At 70.6% G+C, this 18,905-nt stretch carries 17 protein-coding genes; 10 read left to right on the top strand and 7 right to left on the bottom strand.

Annotated features, from left to right (window positions below):
- The first annotated feature begins 951 nt into the window (after nt 1-951).
- The 3 genes from nrdR (at nt 952) to BLV39_RS20145 (ending at nt 6,208) form a co-directional block, all read left to right on the top strand.
- A complete protein-coding gene (gene nrdR, locus BLV39_RS20135; RefSeq protein ID WP_090794703.1) occupies nt 952-1,455 on the top strand; it encodes a transcriptional regulator NrdR in 504 nt (167 codons plus the stop codon).
- 38 nt (nt 1,456-1,493) lie between these two features.
- Complete coding sequence (locus tag BLV39_RS20140) at nt 1,494-4,376, top strand: vitamin B12-dependent ribonucleotide reductase (RefSeq protein ID WP_090797582.1); 2,883 nt, start codon at nt 1,494-1,496, stop codon at nt 4,374-4,376.
- 203 nt (nt 4,377-4,579) lie between these two features.
- Nucleotides 4,580-6,208, top strand: a complete 1,629-nt coding sequence (locus BLV39_RS20145; RefSeq protein ID WP_090794706.1) for a hypothetical protein — start codon at nt 4,580-4,582, stop codon at nt 6,206-6,208.
- A 7-nt stretch (nt 6,209-6,215) separates the two neighbouring features.
- Here BLV39_RS20145 and BLV39_RS20150 read toward each other — a convergent pair whose 3' ends face one another.
- Nucleotides 6,216-6,500 (bottom strand): DUF6582 domain-containing protein, encoded by a 285-nt coding sequence (locus BLV39_RS20150; RefSeq protein WP_090794709.1) that lies wholly within the window; start codon nt 6,498-6,500, stop codon nt 6,216-6,218.
- A 29-nt stretch (nt 6,501-6,529) separates the two neighbouring features.
- Complete coding sequence (locus BLV39_RS20155; RefSeq protein WP_090794714.1) at nt 6,530-6,829, bottom strand: hypothetical protein; 300 nt, start codon at nt 6,827-6,829, stop codon at nt 6,530-6,532.
- Between the two features lie 172 nt (nt 6,830-7,001).
- Between BLV39_RS20155 and BLV39_RS20160 the strand changes: the two genes are divergently transcribed.
- From BLV39_RS20160 to BLV39_RS20170, 3 genes are all read left to right on the top strand, one after another.
- On the top strand, nt 7,002-7,181 hold the full coding sequence (locus BLV39_RS20160; protein WP_090797584.1) for a C1orf53 family protein: 180 nt from the start codon (nt 7,002-7,004) through the stop codon (nt 7,179-7,181).
- A 10-nt stretch (nt 7,182-7,191) separates the two neighbouring features.
- On the top strand, nt 7,192-8,376 hold the full coding sequence (gene lhgO / locus BLV39_RS20165; RefSeq protein WP_090794716.1) for an L-2-hydroxyglutarate oxidase: 1,185 nt from the start codon (nt 7,192-7,194) through the stop codon (nt 8,374-8,376).
- Between the two features lie 96 nt (nt 8,377-8,472).
- Complete coding sequence (locus BLV39_RS20170) at nt 8,473-9,099, top strand: hypothetical protein (RefSeq protein WP_090794718.1); 627 nt, start codon at nt 8,473-8,475, stop codon at nt 9,097-9,099.
- Between the two features lie 167 nt (nt 9,100-9,266).
- Here the strand turns inward: BLV39_RS20170 and BLV39_RS20175 are convergent, their stop codons facing one another.
- Nucleotides 9,267-9,950: an iron-dependent transcriptional repressor DtxR gene (locus BLV39_RS20175; protein ID WP_090794721.1), complete on the bottom strand. Its 684-nt coding sequence runs from the start codon at nt 9,948-9,950 to the stop codon at nt 9,267-9,269.
- Nucleotides 9,951-10,040: 90 nt separating this feature from the next.
- Between BLV39_RS20175 and BLV39_RS20180 the strand changes: the two genes are divergently transcribed.
- The 3 genes from BLV39_RS20180 to BLV39_RS20190 all read left to right on the top strand — a co-directional run bounded on the left by BLV39_RS20180 (nt 10,041) and on the right by BLV39_RS20190 (nt 14,689).
- On the top strand, nt 10,041-10,874 hold the full coding sequence (locus tag BLV39_RS20180) for a sulfurtransferase (RefSeq protein WP_176984990.1): 834 nt from the start codon (nt 10,041-10,043) through the stop codon (nt 10,872-10,874).
- A gap of 25 nt (nt 10,875-10,899) precedes the next feature.
- Entirely contained in the window at nt 10,900-12,078 is a 1,179-nt protein-coding gene (locus BLV39_RS20185) for an acetoin utilization protein AcuC (RefSeq protein ID WP_090794728.1), read from the top strand.
- A gap of 67 nt (nt 12,079-12,145) precedes the next feature.
- Nucleotides 12,146-14,689 carry a bifunctional acetate--CoA ligase family protein/GNAT family N-acetyltransferase gene (locus BLV39_RS20190; protein ID WP_090794730.1) on the top strand — a complete coding sequence of 848 codons (2,544 nt, stop codon included), beginning with the start codon at nt 12,146-12,148 and terminating at the stop codon, nt 14,687-14,689.
- Nucleotides 14,690-14,692: 3 nt separating this feature from the next.
- Here BLV39_RS20190 and BLV39_RS20195 read toward each other — a convergent pair whose 3' ends face one another.
- Nucleotides 14,693-14,974: a hypothetical protein gene (locus tag BLV39_RS20195; protein WP_090794737.1), complete on the bottom strand. Its 282-nt coding sequence runs from the start codon at nt 14,972-14,974 to the stop codon at nt 14,693-14,695.
- 79 nt (nt 14,975-15,053) lie between these two features.
- A complete protein-coding gene (gene sigB / locus BLV39_RS20200; protein WP_090794739.1) occupies nt 15,054-16,010 on the bottom strand; it encodes an RNA polymerase sigma factor SigB in 957 nt (318 codons plus the stop codon).
- Nucleotides 16,011-16,210: 200 nt separating this feature from the next.
- Between sigB and BLV39_RS20205 the strand changes: the two genes are divergently transcribed.
- Entirely contained in the window at nt 16,211-16,999 is a 789-nt protein-coding gene (locus BLV39_RS20205; protein WP_090794741.1) for a sporulation protein, read from the top strand.
- Here BLV39_RS20205 and dtd read toward each other — a convergent pair.
- Nucleotides 16,996-17,418 (bottom strand): D-aminoacyl-tRNA deacylase, encoded by a 423-nt coding sequence (dtd, locus tag BLV39_RS20210; RefSeq protein ID WP_090794743.1) that lies wholly within the window; start codon nt 17,416-17,418, stop codon nt 16,996-16,998. The two genes, BLV39_RS20205 and dtd, sit on opposite strands and share 4 nt — an antisense overlap.
- Nucleotides 17,415-18,875, bottom strand: coding sequence for a DUF7782 domain-containing protein (locus tag BLV39_RS20215; RefSeq protein WP_090797588.1), 1,461 nt, complete (start codon nt 18,873-18,875; stop codon nt 17,415-17,417). Before BLV39_RS20215 ends, dtd begins: the two co-directional genes overlap by 4 nt.
- Nucleotides 18,876-18,905: the final 30 nt, after the last annotated feature.

Raw genomic sequence — 18,905 nt, forward strand, 5'->3', positions numbered from 1 at the left:
ACACGTCGTGCCCGGACCGGATTCGCACGGGGCTGTCCGCGCCAACACCCTTCACCGTGACGCGGCAAACGACCCCGACGTGCCGGGCCGGGCTCAGCGATCCAGGTCGCGCGCCACGACGCGTGCTGTTGGGGTGCCCGGGCACGGTCTGGGGGGCGCGTCGGGCGGTGTTGACGTGCGGTCCGGCGGCGCCCTGTCCTCGGGCCTAGGTGCCTGCGCGGTCCGAGTCGTGTCCTTCGACGTGGGCGTGGCAAGCGGCGTACCGAGCCGGATCCACTGCTGTTCAAGCCTCGATCCAGGTCGCCTGGGCCGAAGGGAGGCGAAGGTCGCGGGGCGTGGCAGCGGCCCGCTTCGTTGCCGCGTCCTTGTCGGCCGGGCGGTGCTTGTTCCGTTGCCGCAAGGGCTGGGAAGGCGTTGTTCCGGGTGGTCGTTTCGTTGGATTGGGGGTCCGCGTCGCCGGATCGGGTGCTTCGGCCCGATGTTTGCGTCGGCCCTCGGCCGGGGCTCATGATGGGCGGCTTGCGGGCCTGCCGGGCGTCCCTCCGGCGGGCCGAGACGTCCGCTCCCACCAGCCGTCGGTGAGCCTGCCGGACCGCCCGTGTGGCTAGTCACAGGAGCCACACGAATCACGTTGAGACCGAAACGTGGCACCAGCGACACGCCCGTCCAACTTGACCCCGGGACGTGGGCGGCCTACGGTCGAACCCCTAGATGTAGTAGTTACAGGTATGTAAGTTGTCCACAGGTAGGGGTAGACTCGACAGAGTTACCCACACCTTTCCCACAAGTTGTGCACAGCGGCGAACCTCGGGGCGCAGCCACCGCAGGTCGTTTGCCGTTGTCCACAGGTGTGCGCGGAATCGGCCGCGGGCCGGCGCCTAGCGCCGCCAAGAGTGTCAGAGGGTCGCACTAGCGTGACCCGCGAGATCAGTTCAAGAGAGGAGGTCGGCGATGCGCTGTCCTTACTGCCGACACCCCGACTCGCGGGTCGTCGACTCGCGCGAGGCCGACGACGGCCAGCTGATCCGGCGGCGGCGCTCGTGCACCGAGTGCAGCAAGCGGTTCACCACCGTTGAGGAGGCCGTCCTCGCGGTGGTCAAGCGCAGCGGCGTGACCGAGCCGTTCAGCCGCACCAAGATCGTCACTGGCGTGCGCAAGGCCTGCCAGGGGCGTCCGGTCGATGAAGACTCCATCGCGCTGCTGGCCCAGAAGGTCGAAGAGACCGTTCGGGCCAAGGGGGCCGCCGAGATCCCCAGCCACGACGTGGGGCTTGCCATTCTCGGCCCGCTGCGCGACCTCGACGAGGTGGCCTACCTGCGCTTCGCCAGCGTCTACCGCTCGTTCGAGTCGCTGAGCGACTTCGAGCGCGAGATCGAGACGCTCCGCGCGGCCGCGGTCGCGCGACTAGAGGGCACCGCCATCGCGGCTGTCAACGCGGAAACGCGTACCAAGTAAAGCTTTTGATCGAGTTCGTAAACGAGGGGGCGGGTGACATGGCGGGCGACGTTGCCGCTGGCAAGAGTCGAGCACGGGCCGTGGGGGCGACCGGGCTCAAGGTCGAGCGGGTGTGGACGACCGAGGGTGTCCACCCTTACGACGAGGTGGCGTGGGAGCGCCGCGACGTGGTGATGACCAACTGGCGTGACGGCTCGATCAACTTCGAGCAGCGCGGCGTTGAGTTCCCGGAGTCGTGGAGCGTCAACGCGGCCAACATCGTCACGACCAAATACTTCCGTGGCGCAGTGGGCACCGCGGAGCGCGAGTGGTCGCTCAAGCAGCTCATCGACCGGGTCGTGAAGACCTACCGCAAGGCGGGCGAGGACAACGGCTACTTCGTCAACCCGGGTGACGCCGAGGTCTTCGAGCACGAGCTGACCTACATGCTTCTGCACCAGGTGTTCAGCTTCAACTCGCCGGTGTGGTTCAACGTCGGCACGCCGTCGCCGCAGCAGGTCAGTGCCTGTTTCATCCTGGCCGTCGACGACTCGATGGACTCGATCCTCGACTGGTACAAGGAAGAGGGTCTGATCTTCAAGGGCGGCTCCGGATCCGGGGTCAACCTGTCCCGCATCCGCTCGTCCAAGGAGCTGCTCTCCTCCGGCGGCACCGCTTCCGGGCCGGTCAGCTTCATGCGCGGCGCTGACGCGTCGGCGGGCACGATCAAGTCCGGTGGCGCCACCCGGCGGGCCGCCAAGATGGTCATCCTCGACGTCGACCACCCCGACATCGAAGAGTTCGTGCAGACCAAGGCCCGCGAGGAAAACAAGATCCGGGCGCTCCGCGACGCCGGCTTCGACATGGACCTCGGCGGCTCCGACATCGTCAGCGTGCAATACCAGAACGCCAACAACTCGGTGCGGGTCACCGACGAGTTCATGCGCGCGGTCGAGGAGAACGGCTCGTTCGACCTGAAGGGCCGGCTCGACGGCTCGGTGATCGAGTCGATCGACGCCGGCAAGCTGTTCCGCACGATCGCGCAGGCCGCGTGGGAGTGCGCCGACCCCGGTCTGCAATACGACGACACGATCAACGACTGGCACACCTCCCCCGAGACCGGTCGGATCACCGCGTCCAACCCGTGCTCCGAATACCTCCACCTCGACAACTCGTCCTGCAACCTGGCTTCGCTCAACCTGATGAAGTTCCTCCGCGCCGACGGTGGCTTCGAGGTCGAGCGGTTCGTCAAGTCGGTCGAGTTCGTCATCACGGCGATGGACATCTCGATCTGCTTCGCCGACTTCCCGACCGAGAAGATCGGCGAGACCACCCGCGCCTTCCGCCAGCTCGGCATCGGCTACGCCAACCTCGGCGCGCTGCTGATGGCGTCCGGCCTGCCCTACGACTCCGACGGCGGGCGCTCGCTGGCCGGGGCGATCACCTCGCTGATGACGGGCACCGCCTACCGGCGCTCGGCCGAGATGGCCGGTGTGGTCGGCGCCTTCGACGGCTACGCCCGCAACGCGGAGCCGCACAAGCGGGTCATGCGCAAGCACGCCGCGGCCAGTGACGACATCAAGCCGTCCGGCACGGTGGCGACCGCGATCGCCCGCGAGGCGTCGAAGCAGTGGCAGCAGGCCATCAAGATCGGTGAGAAGTCGGGCTGGCGCAACGCGCAGGCCTCGGTGCTCGCGCCGACCGGCACGATCGGCCTGATGATGGACTGCGACACCACCGGTGTCGAGCCCGACCTGGCGCTGGTCAAGTTCAAGAAGCTGGTCGGCGGCGGCTCGATGCAGATCGTCAACCAGACCGTTCCGCGTGCGCTGCGCAGCCTCGGCTACCCCGAGGAGCAGGTCGAGGCGATCGTCGAGCACATCGCCGACCACGGCCACGTCGTCGACGCGCCGGGGCTCAAGACCGAGCACTACGCGGTGTTCGACTGCGCGATGGGCGAGCGTTCGATCGCGCCGATGGGCCACGTGCGGATGATGGCGGCCGTGCAGCCGTTCATCTCGGGCGCGATCTCCAAGACGGTCAACATGCCGGAGGCGGCGACCGTCGAAGACGTCGAGAAGATCTACTTCGAGGGCTGGAAGCTCGGCCTCAAGGCGCTCGCGATCTACCGCGACAACTGCAAGGTTGGCCAGCCGCTGTCGGTGGCCAAGCCGAACAAGGTCGCGGCCGAGGTGCCGGCCGTGGTGGAGAAGACGGTCGAGAAGGTCGTCGAATACCGCCCGGTCCGCAAGCGCCTGCCCAAGAAGCGCCCGTCCGAGACGGTGTCGTTCTCGGTCGGTGGCGCCGAGGGCTACCTCACCGCGTCGTCCTACCCCGACGACGGCCTGGGTGAGGTCTTCCTCAAGATGTCGAAGCAGGGTTCGACCCTGGCCGGCGTCATGGACGCGTTCTCGGTGGCGATCTCGATCGGCCTGCAATACGGAGTGCCGCTCGAGACCTTTGTCGCCAAGTTCACCAACATGCGGTTCGAGCCGGCGGGCATGACCGACGACCCGGACATCCGCATGGCCGCGTCGGTGATGGACTACATCTTCCGCCGGCTGGCGCTCGACTTCCTGCCCTACGAGCGCCGCGCCGAGCTCGGCATCTTCACCGCCAAGGAGCGCGCGGCCCAGATCCGCGCCGAAGCGGAGGCCGAGGCCGCGATCGACCTGACCCAGATGGCGTCGTCCGCGCCGATCGAGGCCAAGCCGACCGAGGACAAGGCAACGGAAGAGAAGGCGCCGTCGGCCAAGGCCGCCGACATCCCGGTCCAGATCGCGGCGCCGTCGCCGCGGGCCGGCTCCTCGATCGAACTGCTCGAGTCCGTGATCGGCAAGGCCGCCGACGCGCCGCTCTGCTTCACCTGCGGCACGAAGATGCGCCCGGCCGGCAGCTGCTACGTCTGCGAAGGCTGCGGCTCGACCTCCGGCTGCAGCTGACCCGAGAAGACGGCTGCGGCTCGACCTCTGGGCTGCAGCCGGAGCCCGAAGGACGTCTGATCGCCCGGTGAGCGATCGAGTCTGAAACAGCGACCGCCCGGTCCCGCCAGGACCGGGCGGTCGCTGCCGTTCTGGCAGGGGACCGCCTGGCCCCGGACCCAAAACCCATGCCGTTGGTTGACAGCGGGCAGCATCATCAATGCGTGAACGAGAGTGGCGACTACGTGCGGCTCGAGCGCGTGCTGGGAGCCGGGCCGTTCCGCGAGATCGGTCAGCCGCGTGCGGTTGCCACCTCGCCGAGCAGTGGTTTCATCGTGGTCGGGGGCGAGCCGGTCCAGCCGCAGTGGCACGGCCACGACGTCTCCGAGCGGTCGCGACCGCACGCGGGCTGGAATCCGGTGGCGGTCTACAGGTCCGACGACCTGACCTGCGTTCATCAGATCACCACCCTCTGGCCGGTCAACGTGATCGCCTGCCACCCGACCCTCCCGTTGGCCGCGATCGGCACGGGCCAATACGACGGAGGCTGGTTCTACGGGGGCGAGCTCCTCATGTTGGACCTGACCGCGGGCACCGCCGTGTCGGTGCTCCGCGAGTCCCGAGAGGTCCGACAGATCGTCTGGCGCGACGCGCAGACGATCGACGTGGTGTTGGCCATCGAGTGCGACGAGGACGAGGACGAGTTCGGCACCACCTCCCTCGCGTGCTCCTTCAGCCGGGCCTACTGGGGTGGCGCCACCAAGGGGACGCTCAAACCTCCGTACCGGGAGACCCCTGTCCCGGACGGACCGGAGACCGACCCGACGGTGGCGGCGACAGCGGCCATCGAGGCACTCTGCGAAGAGCGCGGCGTGAGCTGGACGCGACGACGCGGCGTGTGGGCGGTCGAATCGCTCCCTGACGGCCGCATCCTGGCCGCTCTAGAGGACGTCACCCTGGAGTGCTGGTCGCCGGACGCGGCGGAACCGCTGTGGCGGCTGCCGGCGGAGGGCACCGGCTACCAGGTGAGGACTTCGCCGGACGGCCGGACGGCGGTGGCGTTGGCCCAGTCGCCGCGCAGATCCCGCGCCGCTGACGTGATAACCGACCCGAGCGTCGTGACCGAGGTCGACCTCGATGCGGGTGCGATCCGGGCGACACGCGACGCCACCTTCCCCGCCGTCCTGATGTCCCGCACCGACGGTTGGTGGGCGCTGCGAGACGCCGAGTTCGTGCGTGGAGCGGCGACCGGTGACGTCGTTCTGTACCACCCGGACGGCACCCGCGGGGCGAGGGCAGAACTCGGCCAGTACGACGCGCTGAACCACTTCTTCGCCATCAGGTACGCGCCTGACCTGCTGTTTCTTCAAGGTCGGCCCGACCGTCACTGGCTCGACAAATGGGTCGTCGCGGTGGACGCCCCCGAGGGCACGGCCCACCGCCTGTTCCCCCTCGCGTGGGACGGCACCCACCTCTTCGGCGGCCGCGGTGCGTACCTGGACGACAGGTCAGGGCCGTCGCTCGTCCACACCGGTGGGGCGGTCGGCGATGAAAGCCCGCTCCTCGGCGGCAGGAAGGCGTTCGTGGTTCGCCGCGCCTACCCGACCGGCGAGCCGCAATGGGTGTTCACCGCGGACGACCGGGCCACCGACCTCGACCTCGACGGCGACCTCGTCTACGTCACGTTCAACTCGGGTGAGTTGGTGGTGCTGCGGGCGGCGGACGGCACGGTGCACGCCCGGCAGAACCTTCGGGTCGACGGCCGTCCCGTCATCCCGCTGTCCCTCGCCCGGCTGGGCCCGGGCCGCCTGGCGATCGGCACCCAGGACGGACGCGTTCTGGTCTGGGGCTGACCAACCCTTACTGCGAGGGCTTGCCGAGCTGATGCCAGTCCGTCTCCGACATGTCGATGTCGAAGTGTTTGGCGGCCTTCCTCAGGTTGCCGAACGCCTGCTCCCGCTCCTTGTCACTGGCGCCCTTGACCTGGTCGAAGCGCGCGATCGCATTGCGCACGTGGTCGGCGTCGACCAGCGGCTCCTTGCGCGACTCGGGAAACGCGAACGCCGAATCCGGAAGGCTGCGCTTCTCGCCGCTCGACAGGGTGCCGCTCTCGTCCTCGTTCACAGGCTTCCAGGTGGTCTCCATAAGACGACCGTTACCCACCCAACCTGGGGCTATGCGGCGCAGGCGGTCCAGTCGACCAGCACCCGATCCGGACGTTGGGGGTCGATCCGGGCGGCGAAGGCCACGCCGTCCTGCGCACGGCCGAGGAAGGGCTCGGCGATCGGACCCAGATACATCGCCGGGTACGGCGGCCCGCCGTCCACCCGGCGCACCGACATCAGCACCTCGAGCACCGGCTCCCGGTCGACGAACGCGCCGGTCTCTCGCAGGTCGAACGGCTGGGCCTGGGCCGGCACGCCGATCCGTGCGAGGTCGGTCAGGTCGTCGCGCAGGAGCTCGGTGGTGGTCATGCCGGTGGCGCCCTCTCGTCGTGCGGATGATGCCTCTTGGGATATAACCGGCGAAGGTCATTCAGGCAGCGGACGACCGGTCCGATAGGTCCGATAGGGTACGGGTGGTGGCGTGGCGACAGCCGAGAGTGAGCGTGCACCGCGGCCGTTGAGTCAGCCGCACGTGGACCGGATGCCCGCCGATCCCGCGTACCAGGCGGAGATCATCAAGGCCCACGACGGCGCGCTCGCCGCCGGTTCGGCCGGATATCTTGACCCGCGGACCGGGTTGTTCGTCCTTTCGGCCGGGTTCCTCGCGGCGCGCGGCACGTGTTGCGGTCGCGGCTGCCGGCACTGTCCATATGTGAAATAGGGTTCGCGCCATGACTCGGTATGTCGTCATCGGGGCCGGCATCGTCGGCCTGGCCACCGCGCACCGGCTCACGTTGGATCACCCGGATGCGTCGGTCACGGTGATCGACAAGGAGCCGCGGGTCGCCGCGCACCAGACCGGGCACAACTCGGGCGTGATCCACGCGGGCGTCTACTACAAGCCGGGCAGTCTCAAGGCGCGGCTCTGCGCGGCCGGGCGGACGTCCATGGTCGACTTCTGTGCCACCCACGGCATCGCGCACGAGGTCTGCGGCAAGCTGATCGTGGCGGCCGACGAGTCCGAGGTGCCGCGCCTGCACGCGCTCCACGAGCGCGCGGTCGCCAACGGCCTGCCGGCCCGACTGGTCAGCGCCGCCGAGGCCAAGGAGTTCGAGCCCGAACTGCGCTGCGTCGAGGCGTTGCGGGTCGAGTCGACCGGGATCGTCGACTTCACCGCCGTCTGCACCACGCTCGCCGACCTGGCCGAGAAGGCGGGGGCCACGCTCCGGCTGGGCACCGCGGTGACCGGCATCGAGGCGCGCGGCAGCGAGCAGATCGTGCGGACAACAGCCGGCGAGGTGGTCGCCGACGTCCTGATCAACTGCGCGGGACTGCACGCCGACCGGGTAGCCCGCCTCGCGGGCGTCGAGCCGCCGGCGCGAATCGTACCCTTTAGAGGTGAATATTATGAACTGACGCCCGAGCGGCGCGGCCTGGTCCGCGGGCTGATCTACCCCGTGCCGGATCCGCAGTTCCCCTTCCTGGGCGTCCACCTGACCCGCATGATCGACAGCACCGTCCACGCCGGACCCAACGCCGTGCTCGCGCTGGCCCGCGAGGGCTACCGCTGGAGCAAGATCAACCCGAGGGACATCGCGGACTTCATGGCGTACGCGGGCCTGTGGCGCCTGGCCCGCCGGCATTTCCGGTACGGGCTGACCGAGGTGCGCCGCTCGCTCAGCCGCCGCCTGTTCGCCGAGAGCCTGGCCCGCCTCGTGCCCGCGGTCACCGAGGCCGACCTGGTGCCGGCCGGCGCCGGCGTCCGCGCCCAGGCGATCGGCCGCGACGGCGCCCTGGTCGACGACTTCCTGATCGTCGCCCGCGACCGCCAGGTGCACGTGCTCAACGCACCGTCACCCGCCGCGACCAGTTCGCTGGAGATCGCGAAGCACATCGTGGCCCAACTCCCCGCCTGACCGACGGACAACCCGGACTTCCGCCCGCCCCGGCGAAGCCGTATCTTTTCGGGCGGCGCACTCCGTGCTGATCCGAGCGTCGATCGAGGAGTTGTTGTGGTCCTGTCGCGTAGCCGCCACAGCGACCTGGCCGCCCGACCGTCCAGGGTGGATGGCCGCCGGGCGTCCCGGCTGGCCTGCCTCGGCGCGGTCCTGAGCCTCGCCTGCGGCGTCGCGGGCTGCGCCGACGAGCCCGCCTCGGAGCAGACCCTCCCACCGGTCCGCGCGGACTTCCCGGCCGCGACCGCCGGCGGCGCCTGCGTCTACTTCGACTACGAGGCGATCGAGAAGGCGATCGGCGTGCGGTTCGGCATCTCCGCCGCCAGCCACAGCGGGCAGACCACCACCTGCGTCGTCCAGCCGGAGCAGGGCGACCTGCCGGACCTCGCCCTGACGATCAGCAAGACCACCGCCGACGCCGCCGTATTCAAGGACGACGTCGTGCCTGACAAGGGCGCGACGGCGGTCAAGGGCCTGGGCCTGGCGGCGTACCAGGCGCCGGTCGCCGCCACGGAGAAGTCCGGCCCGGGGCTCGAGCTCTGCTGGCTCACCAAGGACAAACGCCTCATGTCGCTGCGCTTCACCGACCTCCTGGACGCCCCGCCGCCGGCCAAGGAGCTCGGCCCGCAAATGGTCGCCCTGGCCAAACACGTCGAAGCGGTAAAGCCACCCAAGAAGTCCTGACCGACGCGGTCGCAGGAGCCGACATCCGCAGCCCGATCCGGGCGCGCGACACCGAGCGCGGCCGGGCGGGTCCAGGGCGTCACTCGCGTCGGGCCCTCGGGTGCGAACTGACCAGCCAAACGGCGAAAGGCCGGCCCCGGAGGGCCGGCCTTTCGAAGATCTGGAGTTCAGTGTGCCGCGACGAACACCCGGGAGGCGACCTCGCGGGGCAGGCGGACCTGGTCACCCGATCGGTCGATCATGACGCCGTCACGCTCCTGGGCGACGGTCACCGTCGCGCCGGGGTCGACGCCGGCCGCGTGGAGTTGGCGCAGGACGTCGGCGTCCGTCTGGACGCTCTCGCAGATGCGGCGGACGATCACCTGGCCGGTGAGGCCCGGGAACGCGAGGTTGCGCTCCTTGTTGTCGAAGCCGTCGGCTTCGGCCGGGAGGTCGCCCAGGGCGTCGAGGCCCGGGATCGGGTTGCCGTAAGGGGAGCGGGTCGGCCGGTTGAGCAGGTCGTAGACCTTCTGCTCGACCGCGTCGCTCATCACGTGCTCCCAGCGGCACGCCTCTTCGTGGGCCTCTTCGTAGGGCATGCCGATCACGTTGACCAGCAAAAGCTCGGCGAGCCGGTGCTTGCGCATCACGGACACCGCCTGCTCGCGGCCGAGGCCGGTCAGGAGTAGATGGCGGTCGCCCTCGACGGTGAGTAGTCCGTCACGTTCCATGCGAGCCACGGTTTGGCTGACGGTCGGGCCGCTCTGGTGCAACCGCTCGGCAATGCGGGCGCGAAGCGCTGGCACACCTTCCTCTTCCAACTCGAGGATGGTGCGCAAATACATCTCGGTCGTGTCGACAAGGTGATTCACGGCAGAAGGCCCTCCTAGCTGTCGATATTACCTCGCCACACCGACAACCCGGCGCCACGAAAGGCGTCGGGCGGGTGTTCACTGGAGCGCGTGGTTTCCGCCGATGATCTCACGATCGACCCTGATGGGTTGCGCGCCGGCCTGCCCGGCATGACCGTGCTCGATGCCCGCTGGCGGCTCGCCGGCCGGCCGGGCCGCGAGGACTACGTCGAGGGTCACATTCCTGGCGCCGTCTTCATCGACCTCGACACTGAACTGGCCGGCGAACCGGGACCCAACGGCCGGCACCCGCTGCCCGATCCGGCCCGGCTCCAGGAACAGCTAAGAGCCAAGGGCGTCAGGAACGACAAACCAGTCGTCGTGTACGACGCCGGCGACGGCCAGGCGGCAGCAAGGGCGTGGTGGATCCTCCGCTGGGCCGGCCACCGCGACACGAGGGTCCTCGACGGCGGCATCGCGGCCTGGACCAAGCAAGGTCATCCGGTGACGACCGAGGAACCAAACACCACCGAAGGCGATATAGAGGTCAAACCCGGCAGCATGCCCAGCCTGACGGCCGACGAAGCCGCCGCGACAGCCAACGCAGGCACGCTGATCGACGCCCGCGTCGCACCGAGGTTCCGGGGCGAGGTCGAGCCGATCGATCCGGTCGCCGGCCACATCCCCGGTGCCGTCAACCGCCCGACCACCGAGAACGCAGGCGACGACGGCCGGCTAAGGACCGCCGAGGAGATCAGAGACGGCTTCGCCAAAGCGGGCGTCCAAGACGGCGTACCCGTCGGCGCGTACTGCGGCTCCGGCGTCACCGCCGCGCACACCGTGCTGGCCCTGCACCGCGCCGGGCGTACCGACGCCGCTCTGTATGTCGGTTCCTGGAGCGACTGGGTCACCGACCCGAACAGGCCGGTGGCGACCGGCGAATAGCAAGACCGCATGGCACGATGGCGCCATGCCGGACGGCGCCGTGGTGGTGTGGGACGAAGACCTGCTCGGGTACGACCTGGGTGATCATCCGTTGAACCCGGTCAGGGTCGAACTGACCATTGCATTGGCCCGTGAGCTGGGCATTCTCGACCGCGCCGGTGTCCGCACGGTCAAGCCGACCCCCGCCGACGACGCCGCGCTGGCCCGGGTGCACCGCGCCGACTACATCGAGGCCGTCAAGGTCGCCCCGCACGACCCGTTCTTCCGGGGGTACGGCTTCGGCACGCCGGACAACCCGGTCTTCGACCACATGCACGACGCCTCCGCCCTCGTCGCCGGCGCGACCATCGCGGCAGCGGAGGCGGTCTGGCGGGGTGAGGCCCGTCACGCCGTCAACGTGGCCGGTGGGCTGCACCACGCGATGCCGGGCCGGGCGTCGGGCTTCTGCGTCTACAACGACCCGGCCGTCGCCATCGCTGGGCTGCTCGACCAGGGCGCCGAGCGCATCGCGTACGTCGACATCGACGTCCACCACGGCGACGGTGTCCAGGCGATCTTCTACGACGACCCGCGGGTGCTCACCGTCTCGCTGCACGAGTCACCGCTGACGCTGTTCCCCGGCACCGGCTTCCCCTACGAGATCGGCGGCCCGGGAGCCGAGGGCAGTGCGGTCAACATCGCGTTGCCACCGGGTACGGACGACCGCGGCTGGCTGCGTGCCTTCCACGCCGTGGTGCCGAGCGTGCTGCGCGCGTTCCGCCCGCAACTGCTGTTCAGCCAGTGCGGCGCCGACAGCCACCGGCTCGACCCGCTCGCCGACCTGCGGCTGACCGTCGACGGCCAGCGGGCCGCACACCTCGCGATGCGCGACCTGGCCGAGGAACTGTGCGAGGGACGCTGGGTGGCCACGGGCGGCGGCGGGTACGCCCTGGTCGAGGTCGTCCCACGCACCTGGACCCACCTGCTGGCCACGGCCACCGGCGACCCGCTCGACCCGCTGCTGCCGACCCCGGCCGGCTGGCGCGCCCTGGCGGCGACCCGGCTGCCCGGCCGGGAGATCCCGCTGCGGCTCACCGACGACGGCGACACCTCGTTCGAGCCGTGGCAGCCGACCAGCGAGGACGCGGTCGACCGAGCGGTGACCCAGACCCGAACGGCGGTCTTCCCGCTGCTCGGCCTCGACCCGTTCGACCCGCGCGACTGAAGTTCGCAAGCCGAACAGGCCCAACCCATAGGGTGGGAAACGGGAGACCGAGTCAACCGGAGCCGACGTGACGGAAAGAGCGGCCGACGTCCTGCTGAGTGACGGCACCACCGTCCATGTGCGACAGATCGAGCCGACCGATGCGCCCGCGATCGTGGAGACGCATGCGCGTTTTTCCGAGCGGACCCGCTATCTGCGCTACTTCTCGCCGTACCCCCGGATCCCCGAACGTGACCTGCTCCGCTTCGTCACCGTCGACCATCGCGACCGCGAGGCCTTCGTGGTCGAGGTCGGCGGGCGGATCGCGGCGATCGGGCGTTACGACCGGCTCGGCCCCGACGCCGGTGACGCCGAGGTCGCGTTCGTCGTCGAGGACGCGTACCAGGGGAGGGGCATCGGTCCGCTGCTCATGGAGCACCTGGCCGCCGCCGCCCGGGATGCTGGCATCACCAGGTTCGTCGCTGAGGTGCTTCCCGCCAACGCGACCATGTTGCGGGTGTTCAGTGACTTCGGGTACGAGGTCGAGCGCAAGTACGCCGATGGTGTCGTGCACCTCGCGTTCCCGATCGCGCCGACCGAGAGCTCGCTCGAGGTGCAGTGGCGGCGGGAGCACCGCACCGAGGCTCGGTCGATCGCCCGGTTGCTCGCGCCGCGCGGTGTCGCCGTGTACGGGGCCAGCTCCAGCGGTCACGGCGTCGGTGCGGCCGTGCTCGGGCATCTGCGCGACGGCGGGTTCGCCGGGCCGGTGGTGCCGGTGCACCCGAGCGCCCAGCGGGTCGGTGGCCTCGCGGCCGTGAGCCGCGCGTCGGACGCCGGGGTGCCGCTGGACCTGGGCATCGTCACGGTGCCGCCGGAGAAGATCGACGAGGTCGTCGACGACGCGGCGAGGGCCGGGCTGCACGCACTGGTCGTGGTCAGCGCGGGCTTCGCCGAGGCGGATCCGGCCGGCGTGGCCGCGCAGGCGGAGCTGATCCGCCGGGCACACGCGGGCGGCATGCGGGTGGTCGGCCCGAACTGCCTCGGCATCGCCAACACCGACCCGGCCGTGCGGCTCAACGCCACGCTCGCGCCGCGGCTCCCGGCGCCGGGCCGGATCGGCTTCTTCAGTCAGTCCGGTGCGCTCGGGGTCGCGCTGCTGGCCGAGGCGGACCGGCGCGGGCTGGGTCTGTCGACGTTCGTCTCGGCGGGCAACCGCGCCGACGTGTCGGGCAACGACCTGCTCCAGTACTGGCGGGACGACCCCGGCACCGACCTGATCCTGTTGTACCTGGAGTCCTTCGGAAACCCGCGCAAGTTCGCCCGGCTGGCCCGCGGCATCGGCCGGGACAAGCCGATCGTGGCGGTCGCCTCGCCGGTGCGCCCACCGGGCAGCACCGAACGCGGCCTCGACCCGGCGTCGGTCCGCGCGCTGTTCGCCCGCTCGGGCGTGATCCGCGTCGACACCGTGGGCGAGCTCTTCGACGTCGGCGCGCTGCTGGCCACGCAGCCCCTGCCGGGCGGCCCCCGGGTCGGCATCGTCGGCAACTCGCCCGCGCTGACCACCCTGGCCGAGGCCGCCTGCGTGGCCAACGGGCTGGTGATCGCCGACGGCTACCCGCGCGACGTGGGTCCGGTGGCCGGCGCGCACGAGTTCGGCGACCGGCTGGCCGAGGCCGCCGTGGACCGGGGTGTCGATGCGCTCGCCGTGGTGCTCGCCCCGCCGCTGCCGGGCCAGCTCCGCGCCGACGACGGGGACTTCGCGGCGGCCATCGCGGGTGTGGCGCTGACCGGCGACAAGCCGGTGGTGGTCACCTCCCTTGTGGACCGGGTGCCGCCGGGTATCCCCGCGTACCCGTCGGTCGAGGAGGCGGCGCGGGCGCTCGGCCGGGTCGCCTACTACGCCGAGTGGCGCCGGCAGCCTCCCGGCACGGTGCCGCCGCTGTCCGGCGTGGACCTCGAGGCGGCGAGGGCCGCAGCGACGCACGACGATCGGGAGGGGCTGCTCGCCGCGTACGGCATCCGGCTCGTGCCCGACGCCCTGGTCGACGCGGCCCCGGAGGCGGTGGCCGCGGCGCACCGGCTCGGGCTGCCGGTCGCGCTGAAGGCCGCCGGCCTGTCGTTGCGCCACCGCATCGACCTCGGAGCGGTCCGCCTCGACCTGCGCGACGAGGAGGCGGTCCGGGTCGCGTACCGGGCGCTCGCCGAGTCCTTCGGTCCGCAGGTGCTGGTGCAGCCGATGGTCCCGGCCGGCGTGGCGTGCGTGGTCGAGATGATGGAAGACCCGGCGTTCGGCCCTGTGGTCGGCTTCGGCCTGGCCGGCGTGGCCACCGAACTGCTCGGCGACCGCGCCTGGCGCCCGGCCCCGCTCAGCGACCGGGCCGCCGCGGCGCTGGTCGACGAGCCCCGCGCGGCCCCCTTGCTGCGGGGTTACCGGGGTGCCGAGCCGGTGGACCGAGAAGCCCTGGTCGACCTGCTGCTGCGGGTCGGCCGGCTGGCCGACGAGCAGCCGCGGGTCCGGTCGCTGTCACTGCACCCGGTGCTCGCCCGCCCCGACGGCGTGTCGGTCCTGCACGCCACGATGACCTTCGGCGCCAGCGGCACCCGCCCCGACAGCGGGCCTCGCCATATTTGAGGGCTACAACAGGCAGCCGCAGGCCGGCAGGTACGACAGCAGCAGCGCCACCACGGCCGCCGCGACAACGCCGGCAAGGCCCAATCCGCCGAGCAGACGGGTGCCCCGCACCTCGCGCACGTAGGCGACAACCCCGTATGCGGCGAGAAGCAGGATGCCCGCGGCGACGGACACCGTCAGATAGGGGGCGGTGCGGAAGCCCCACCAGCCGAGGACGAGCAGACCGCACGCGGCCAGCGCGACGAGCAGTTCCCCGAGGAAGTCTTCGGCGAGATCCCGCAACATCAGCCGAGTATCGGAGGGGGCCACCACAAATAGAAAGGCCCCCCGCCACCGCGGTGACGAGGGGCCAGACAAAGCGGGATCAGCAGGCGTACGCCTCCAGGCGCTGTGCCCGCGACGGGTGGCGGAGCTTGAGTAGCGTGACCTTCTCGATCTGGCGGATCCGCTCGCGGGACAGGCCGAACTCGCGGCCGACCTCGTCGAGGGTGCGCTGCCGGCCGTCGTCGAGGCCGAACCGCAGGCGGATCACCGCCTGCTCCCGCGAGGAGAGGGTGGACAGCACGATCTCGACTTCGTTGCGCAGCATGCCGTTGGACACCTCGTCGGCCGGCTCCTGCCGGGCGTCGACACCGACGACGAAGTCGCCGAGGGCGCTCTCGCCGTCCTCACCGACCGCCTGGTCGAGGCTGACCGGCTCCCGGTCGTACGAGATGAGCTCGATGACCTGGAATTCCTGCATGCCCAGCGCCGCGGCGACCTCGGCCACGAACGGCTCCCGGCCGAGCGAGACGGCGAGGTCGCGGCGCGCCCGGACCATCCGGTTGACCTGCTCGACCATGTGCACCGGAATGCGGATCGTGCGCGACTGGTCGGCCATGGCCCGGGTGATCGCCTGCCGGATCCACCACGTCGCGTACGTGGAGAACTTGTAGCCCTTGGCGTAGTCGAACTTCTCGACGGCCCGGATCAGCCCGAGGTTGCCCTCCTGGATCAGGTCGAGAAAGGCCATCCCGCGGCCCGTGTAGCGCTTCGCGATGCTCACCACGAGCCGGAGGTTGGCCTCCAGCAGGTGGTCCTTCGCGGCGTGCCCCTCCAGCGCGATGATCTCCAGATCAGCCCGGAGGCCATCGGGTGCGTCCGCCCCGGCGAGCTTCTCCTCGGCGAACAACCCGGCCTCGATCCGCCGCGCCAGCTCGACCTCCTCGACGGCGGTCAGCAGCTTGGTGCGGCCGATACCGTTGAGGTACGCACGTACGAGGTCGGCGGAGACGCCCCGTTCATCGGTGGCGTCCAGGTCGATCTGGTCGTAGTCGTTCATTTCTCGCTACCCCGCTTCCCGGCGACCCTCCGTGTGGTGCCGTGCGAAGAGCTTCTCGCAAAGGGCGTGAAGCGGGAGTGAGGAGAATCGTCGGGTGGCATGAATCCGGGAGGGCCTTCGCCCGACTCGCCCCGTTTGCGAGCCAACCCGTTGCAGCCTGTCGCTAGTCTGCTCGCAACTCCACACCAGAAAGGCACGTCGTGGTCTTCAAGCGAATGATGCAGGCGTTGGGCGTCGGCGGCCCGTCCGTCGAGACGGTGCTCAGCAACCCCAACTGCCGTCCCGGCGGTGTCCTCGAGGGCCAGATCCACGTCGAGGGTGGCGACCACCCGGTCGACATCGAGTACGTGGCCCTCGGCATGGTCACCCGGGTCGAGGTGGAGAGCGGCGACTCCGAGTACGACTCGACCACCGAGTTCCACCGCCAGCGCGCGACCGGCGCCTTCCGCCTGGAGGCGAAGCAGCGCTACGACATCCCGTTCCGCTTCGACGTGCCGTGGGAAACCCCGATCACCGAGGTGTACGGGCAGCACCTGCACGGCATGACGATGGCCCTGCGCACGGAGCTGGAAGTGGCCCGCGCGGTCGACAAGGGCGACCTGGACGCGGTGGCCGTGCACCCGCTGCCGGCCCAGGAGCGCATCCTGGAGGGCCTGCTCCGGCTCGGCTTCCGGTTCGCCCGCGCCGACGTCGAGAGCGGCCGGCTCTACGGGGTGCAGCAGAGCCTGCCGTTCTACCAGGAGATCGAGTTCCACCCGTCGCCCCAGTTCGCCTCGGCGATCAACCAGCTCGAGCTGACCTTCGCGGCGACTCCGCAGCACCTGCAGGTGGTCCTGGAGCTCGACAAGCGCGGCGGCGTGTTCACCGAGGGGCGCGACGCCTTCGGCCACTTCAACGTCGACTACGCCTCGGCCGAGCAGACCGACTGGGCCGCGCAGTTGCACGGCTGGCTGGAGCAGTCCCTCCGCAAGCGCGGCCTGTTCCGCTAAAGCTCCAGCAATACGGTTCGCGGGCCCACGTTCACGCTCTCCACGAGCATGTGGGCCCGGAACTTGCCAGTCTCGACATGCGCGCCACGGGTACGCAGGGCGTCGGCGAAAGCGGTCACCAGCGGTTCGGCCACCTCGGCCGGCGCCGCCGCTGACCAGCTTGGCCGGCGCCCTTTGCGCGCGTCCGCGTACAACGTGAACTGGCTGACCACCAAGATCGGCGCACCGACGTCGCTGGCCGACTTCTCGTCGTCCAGGATCCGCAGCTCCCAGACCTTGCGGGCGAGGGTGTCCGCCAGCGCGGCGGTGTCGGTGTGGGTCACGCCCAGCAGCACCAGCAGCCCGTCCGAGATCTCGCCCACGACGGTGTCGTCGACGGTCACCGAGGCGCGGGAGACCGTCTGGACCAGCGCCCTCACGCGACCGGCTCCACGATGCCGCGCTCGACCAGGTGCGCGACGATCGGCCCGGCGGCGTCGGCGAGATCCTCCTCAGCGACCTCGTGCGCGGCGGCCAGCAGGGCGAGCTGGTCGCGCAGCGGCACCTGCCCGTCCGCGCCGCTGACCAGGGCCAACACGAGCGGGTCGACCTCTTCGCTCCAGCGCAACCCTTCCGGCATTACGAGCACCTGGCGATCGACCGCCCACCCGTCGTCGCCGAGGGTCGCCTCCTGCTGGAGCTGGAGGCCCGGCGCGGTGCGATAGCGGGCGGCCAGCAGGTCGGCGTCCCGCACGAAGTCCTGCCGGCCGAACCACGCGGCGATCTGCTCGCCGAGCGGCTGCTGGACCTGTTGGCGCAGGTCCTCGACGCGTACCACCGGATCGTCGTGCCCGCCACGACGCAGCGTCACCAGACCGAAACCGATCGCGGCGACGTCGTTGGCGTCGAACCAGTCGAGCCAGGCGGCGGCCCGGGCCGGGTCGCCGTCCTCGTTGGCGTCGGCCAGCCAGAGACCGACGTACGACATCGGGTCGGCGACCTCGCGCTGGATCACCCAGGCGTCCAGTCCGGTGCCCTCGAACCAGCCCGCGACCCGATCGCCCCAGTCCTCGCCGGCGACGTGCTCCCAGTTGGCCAGGAACTGCATCACGCCGCCCTCGTTGAGCAGGCCCGGCGCGGCCGCGGCGAGCTCAGCGCAGACGGCGTCGCCGGCCCGGCCCGAGTCCCGGTACGTGTGCGTGGTGGTGCCCGGCCCGATCACGAACGGCGGGTTGCTGACCACCAGGTCGAACCGCCGGTTCTTGACGGGCGCGACGAGATCGCCGTGCAGCATCTCCCAGTCCTGGCCACTCAGCGCGGCGGTGGTGGCGGCGAACCGCAACGCACGCTCGGAGAGGTCGGTCGCGGTGACCGAGTCGGCGTGGGTGGCGAGGTGCAGCGCCTGTACGCCACAGCCGGTGCCGAGGTCGAGCGCGGTGGCCACGGGCCGCCGGATCGTGGCGCCGACCAGGGTCGACGAGGCGCCACCGATGCCGAGCACATGGTCGGGCCGAAGCGGCTGGTCGGGCCGCGCCGACGAGGGTACGTCGGAGAGCACCCACCAGGTGTCCCCGTACGGTTCGAGGTCGACCCCCTGCCGCACCAGGCCGCCCGGCGCCGCCTCGACCAGCCCGGCGTCGAACGCCTCGGCGAACTCGAGCGGTGCGAACGCGGCCGCGACCGCCTCGACCTCCTCGCTCTGCGCGCAGACGAACAGCCGGATCAACGTGGCGAGCGGATCCCGGTCCTCGGTGATCCGCAGCGCGGCACGAAAGTCGTTGCGGGCGACCGCGGCGGTGGCCGCCGGCCCGAGCCGTTCGGCGATCCCCGCCGAGGTGAAACCGGCGGCACCGAGCGCGTCCCGCAACCGCGCGACACCATCGGGGGAGAGGAGCATGTCGGACACGTACGGCATCCTGCCATGGCG

This window comes from Asanoa ishikariensis, assembly GCF_900107455.1.
Classification (GTDB): Bacteria; Actinomycetota; Actinomycetes; order Mycobacteriales; family Micromonosporaceae; genus Asanoa; species Asanoa ishikariensis.

Bases quoted from the DNA above. Each gene is read 5' to 3' on its own strand.
- nrdR (WP_090794703.1), top strand. From the start codon at position 952: ATGCGCTGTCCTTACTGCCGACACCCCGACTCGCGGGTCGTCGACTCG.
- BLV39_RS20140 (WP_090797582.1), top strand. From the start codon at position 1,494: ATGGCGGGCGACGTTGCCGCTGGCAAGAGTCGAGCACGGGCCGTGGGG.
- BLV39_RS20150 (WP_090794709.1), bottom strand. From the start codon at position 6,500: ATGGAGACCACCTGGAAGCCTGTGAACGAGGACGAGAGCGGCACCCTG.
- BLV39_RS20155 (WP_090794714.1), bottom strand. From the start codon at position 6,829: ATGACCACCACCGAGCTCCTGCGCGACGACCTGACCGACCTCGCACGG.
- BLV39_RS20160 (WP_090797584.1), top strand. From the start codon at position 7,002: ATGCCCGCCGATCCCGCGTACCAGGCGGAGATCATCAAGGCCCACGAC.
- lhgO (WP_090794716.1), top strand. From the start codon at position 7,192: ATGACTCGGTATGTCGTCATCGGGGCCGGCATCGTCGGCCTGGCCACC.
- BLV39_RS20185 (WP_090794728.1), top strand. From the start codon at position 10,900: ATGCCGGACGGCGCCGTGGTGGTGTGGGACGAAGACCTGCTCGGGTAC.
- BLV39_RS20195 (WP_090794737.1), bottom strand. From the start codon at position 14,974: ATGTTGCGGGATCTCGCCGAAGACTTCCTCGGGGAACTGCTCGTCGCG.
- sigB (WP_090794739.1), bottom strand. From the start codon at position 16,010: ATGAACGACTACGACCAGATCGACCTGGACGCCACCGATGAACGGGGC.
- BLV39_RS20215 (WP_090797588.1), bottom strand. From the start codon at position 18,875: ATGCTCCTCTCCCCCGATGGTGTCGCGCGGTTGCGGGACGCGCTCGGT.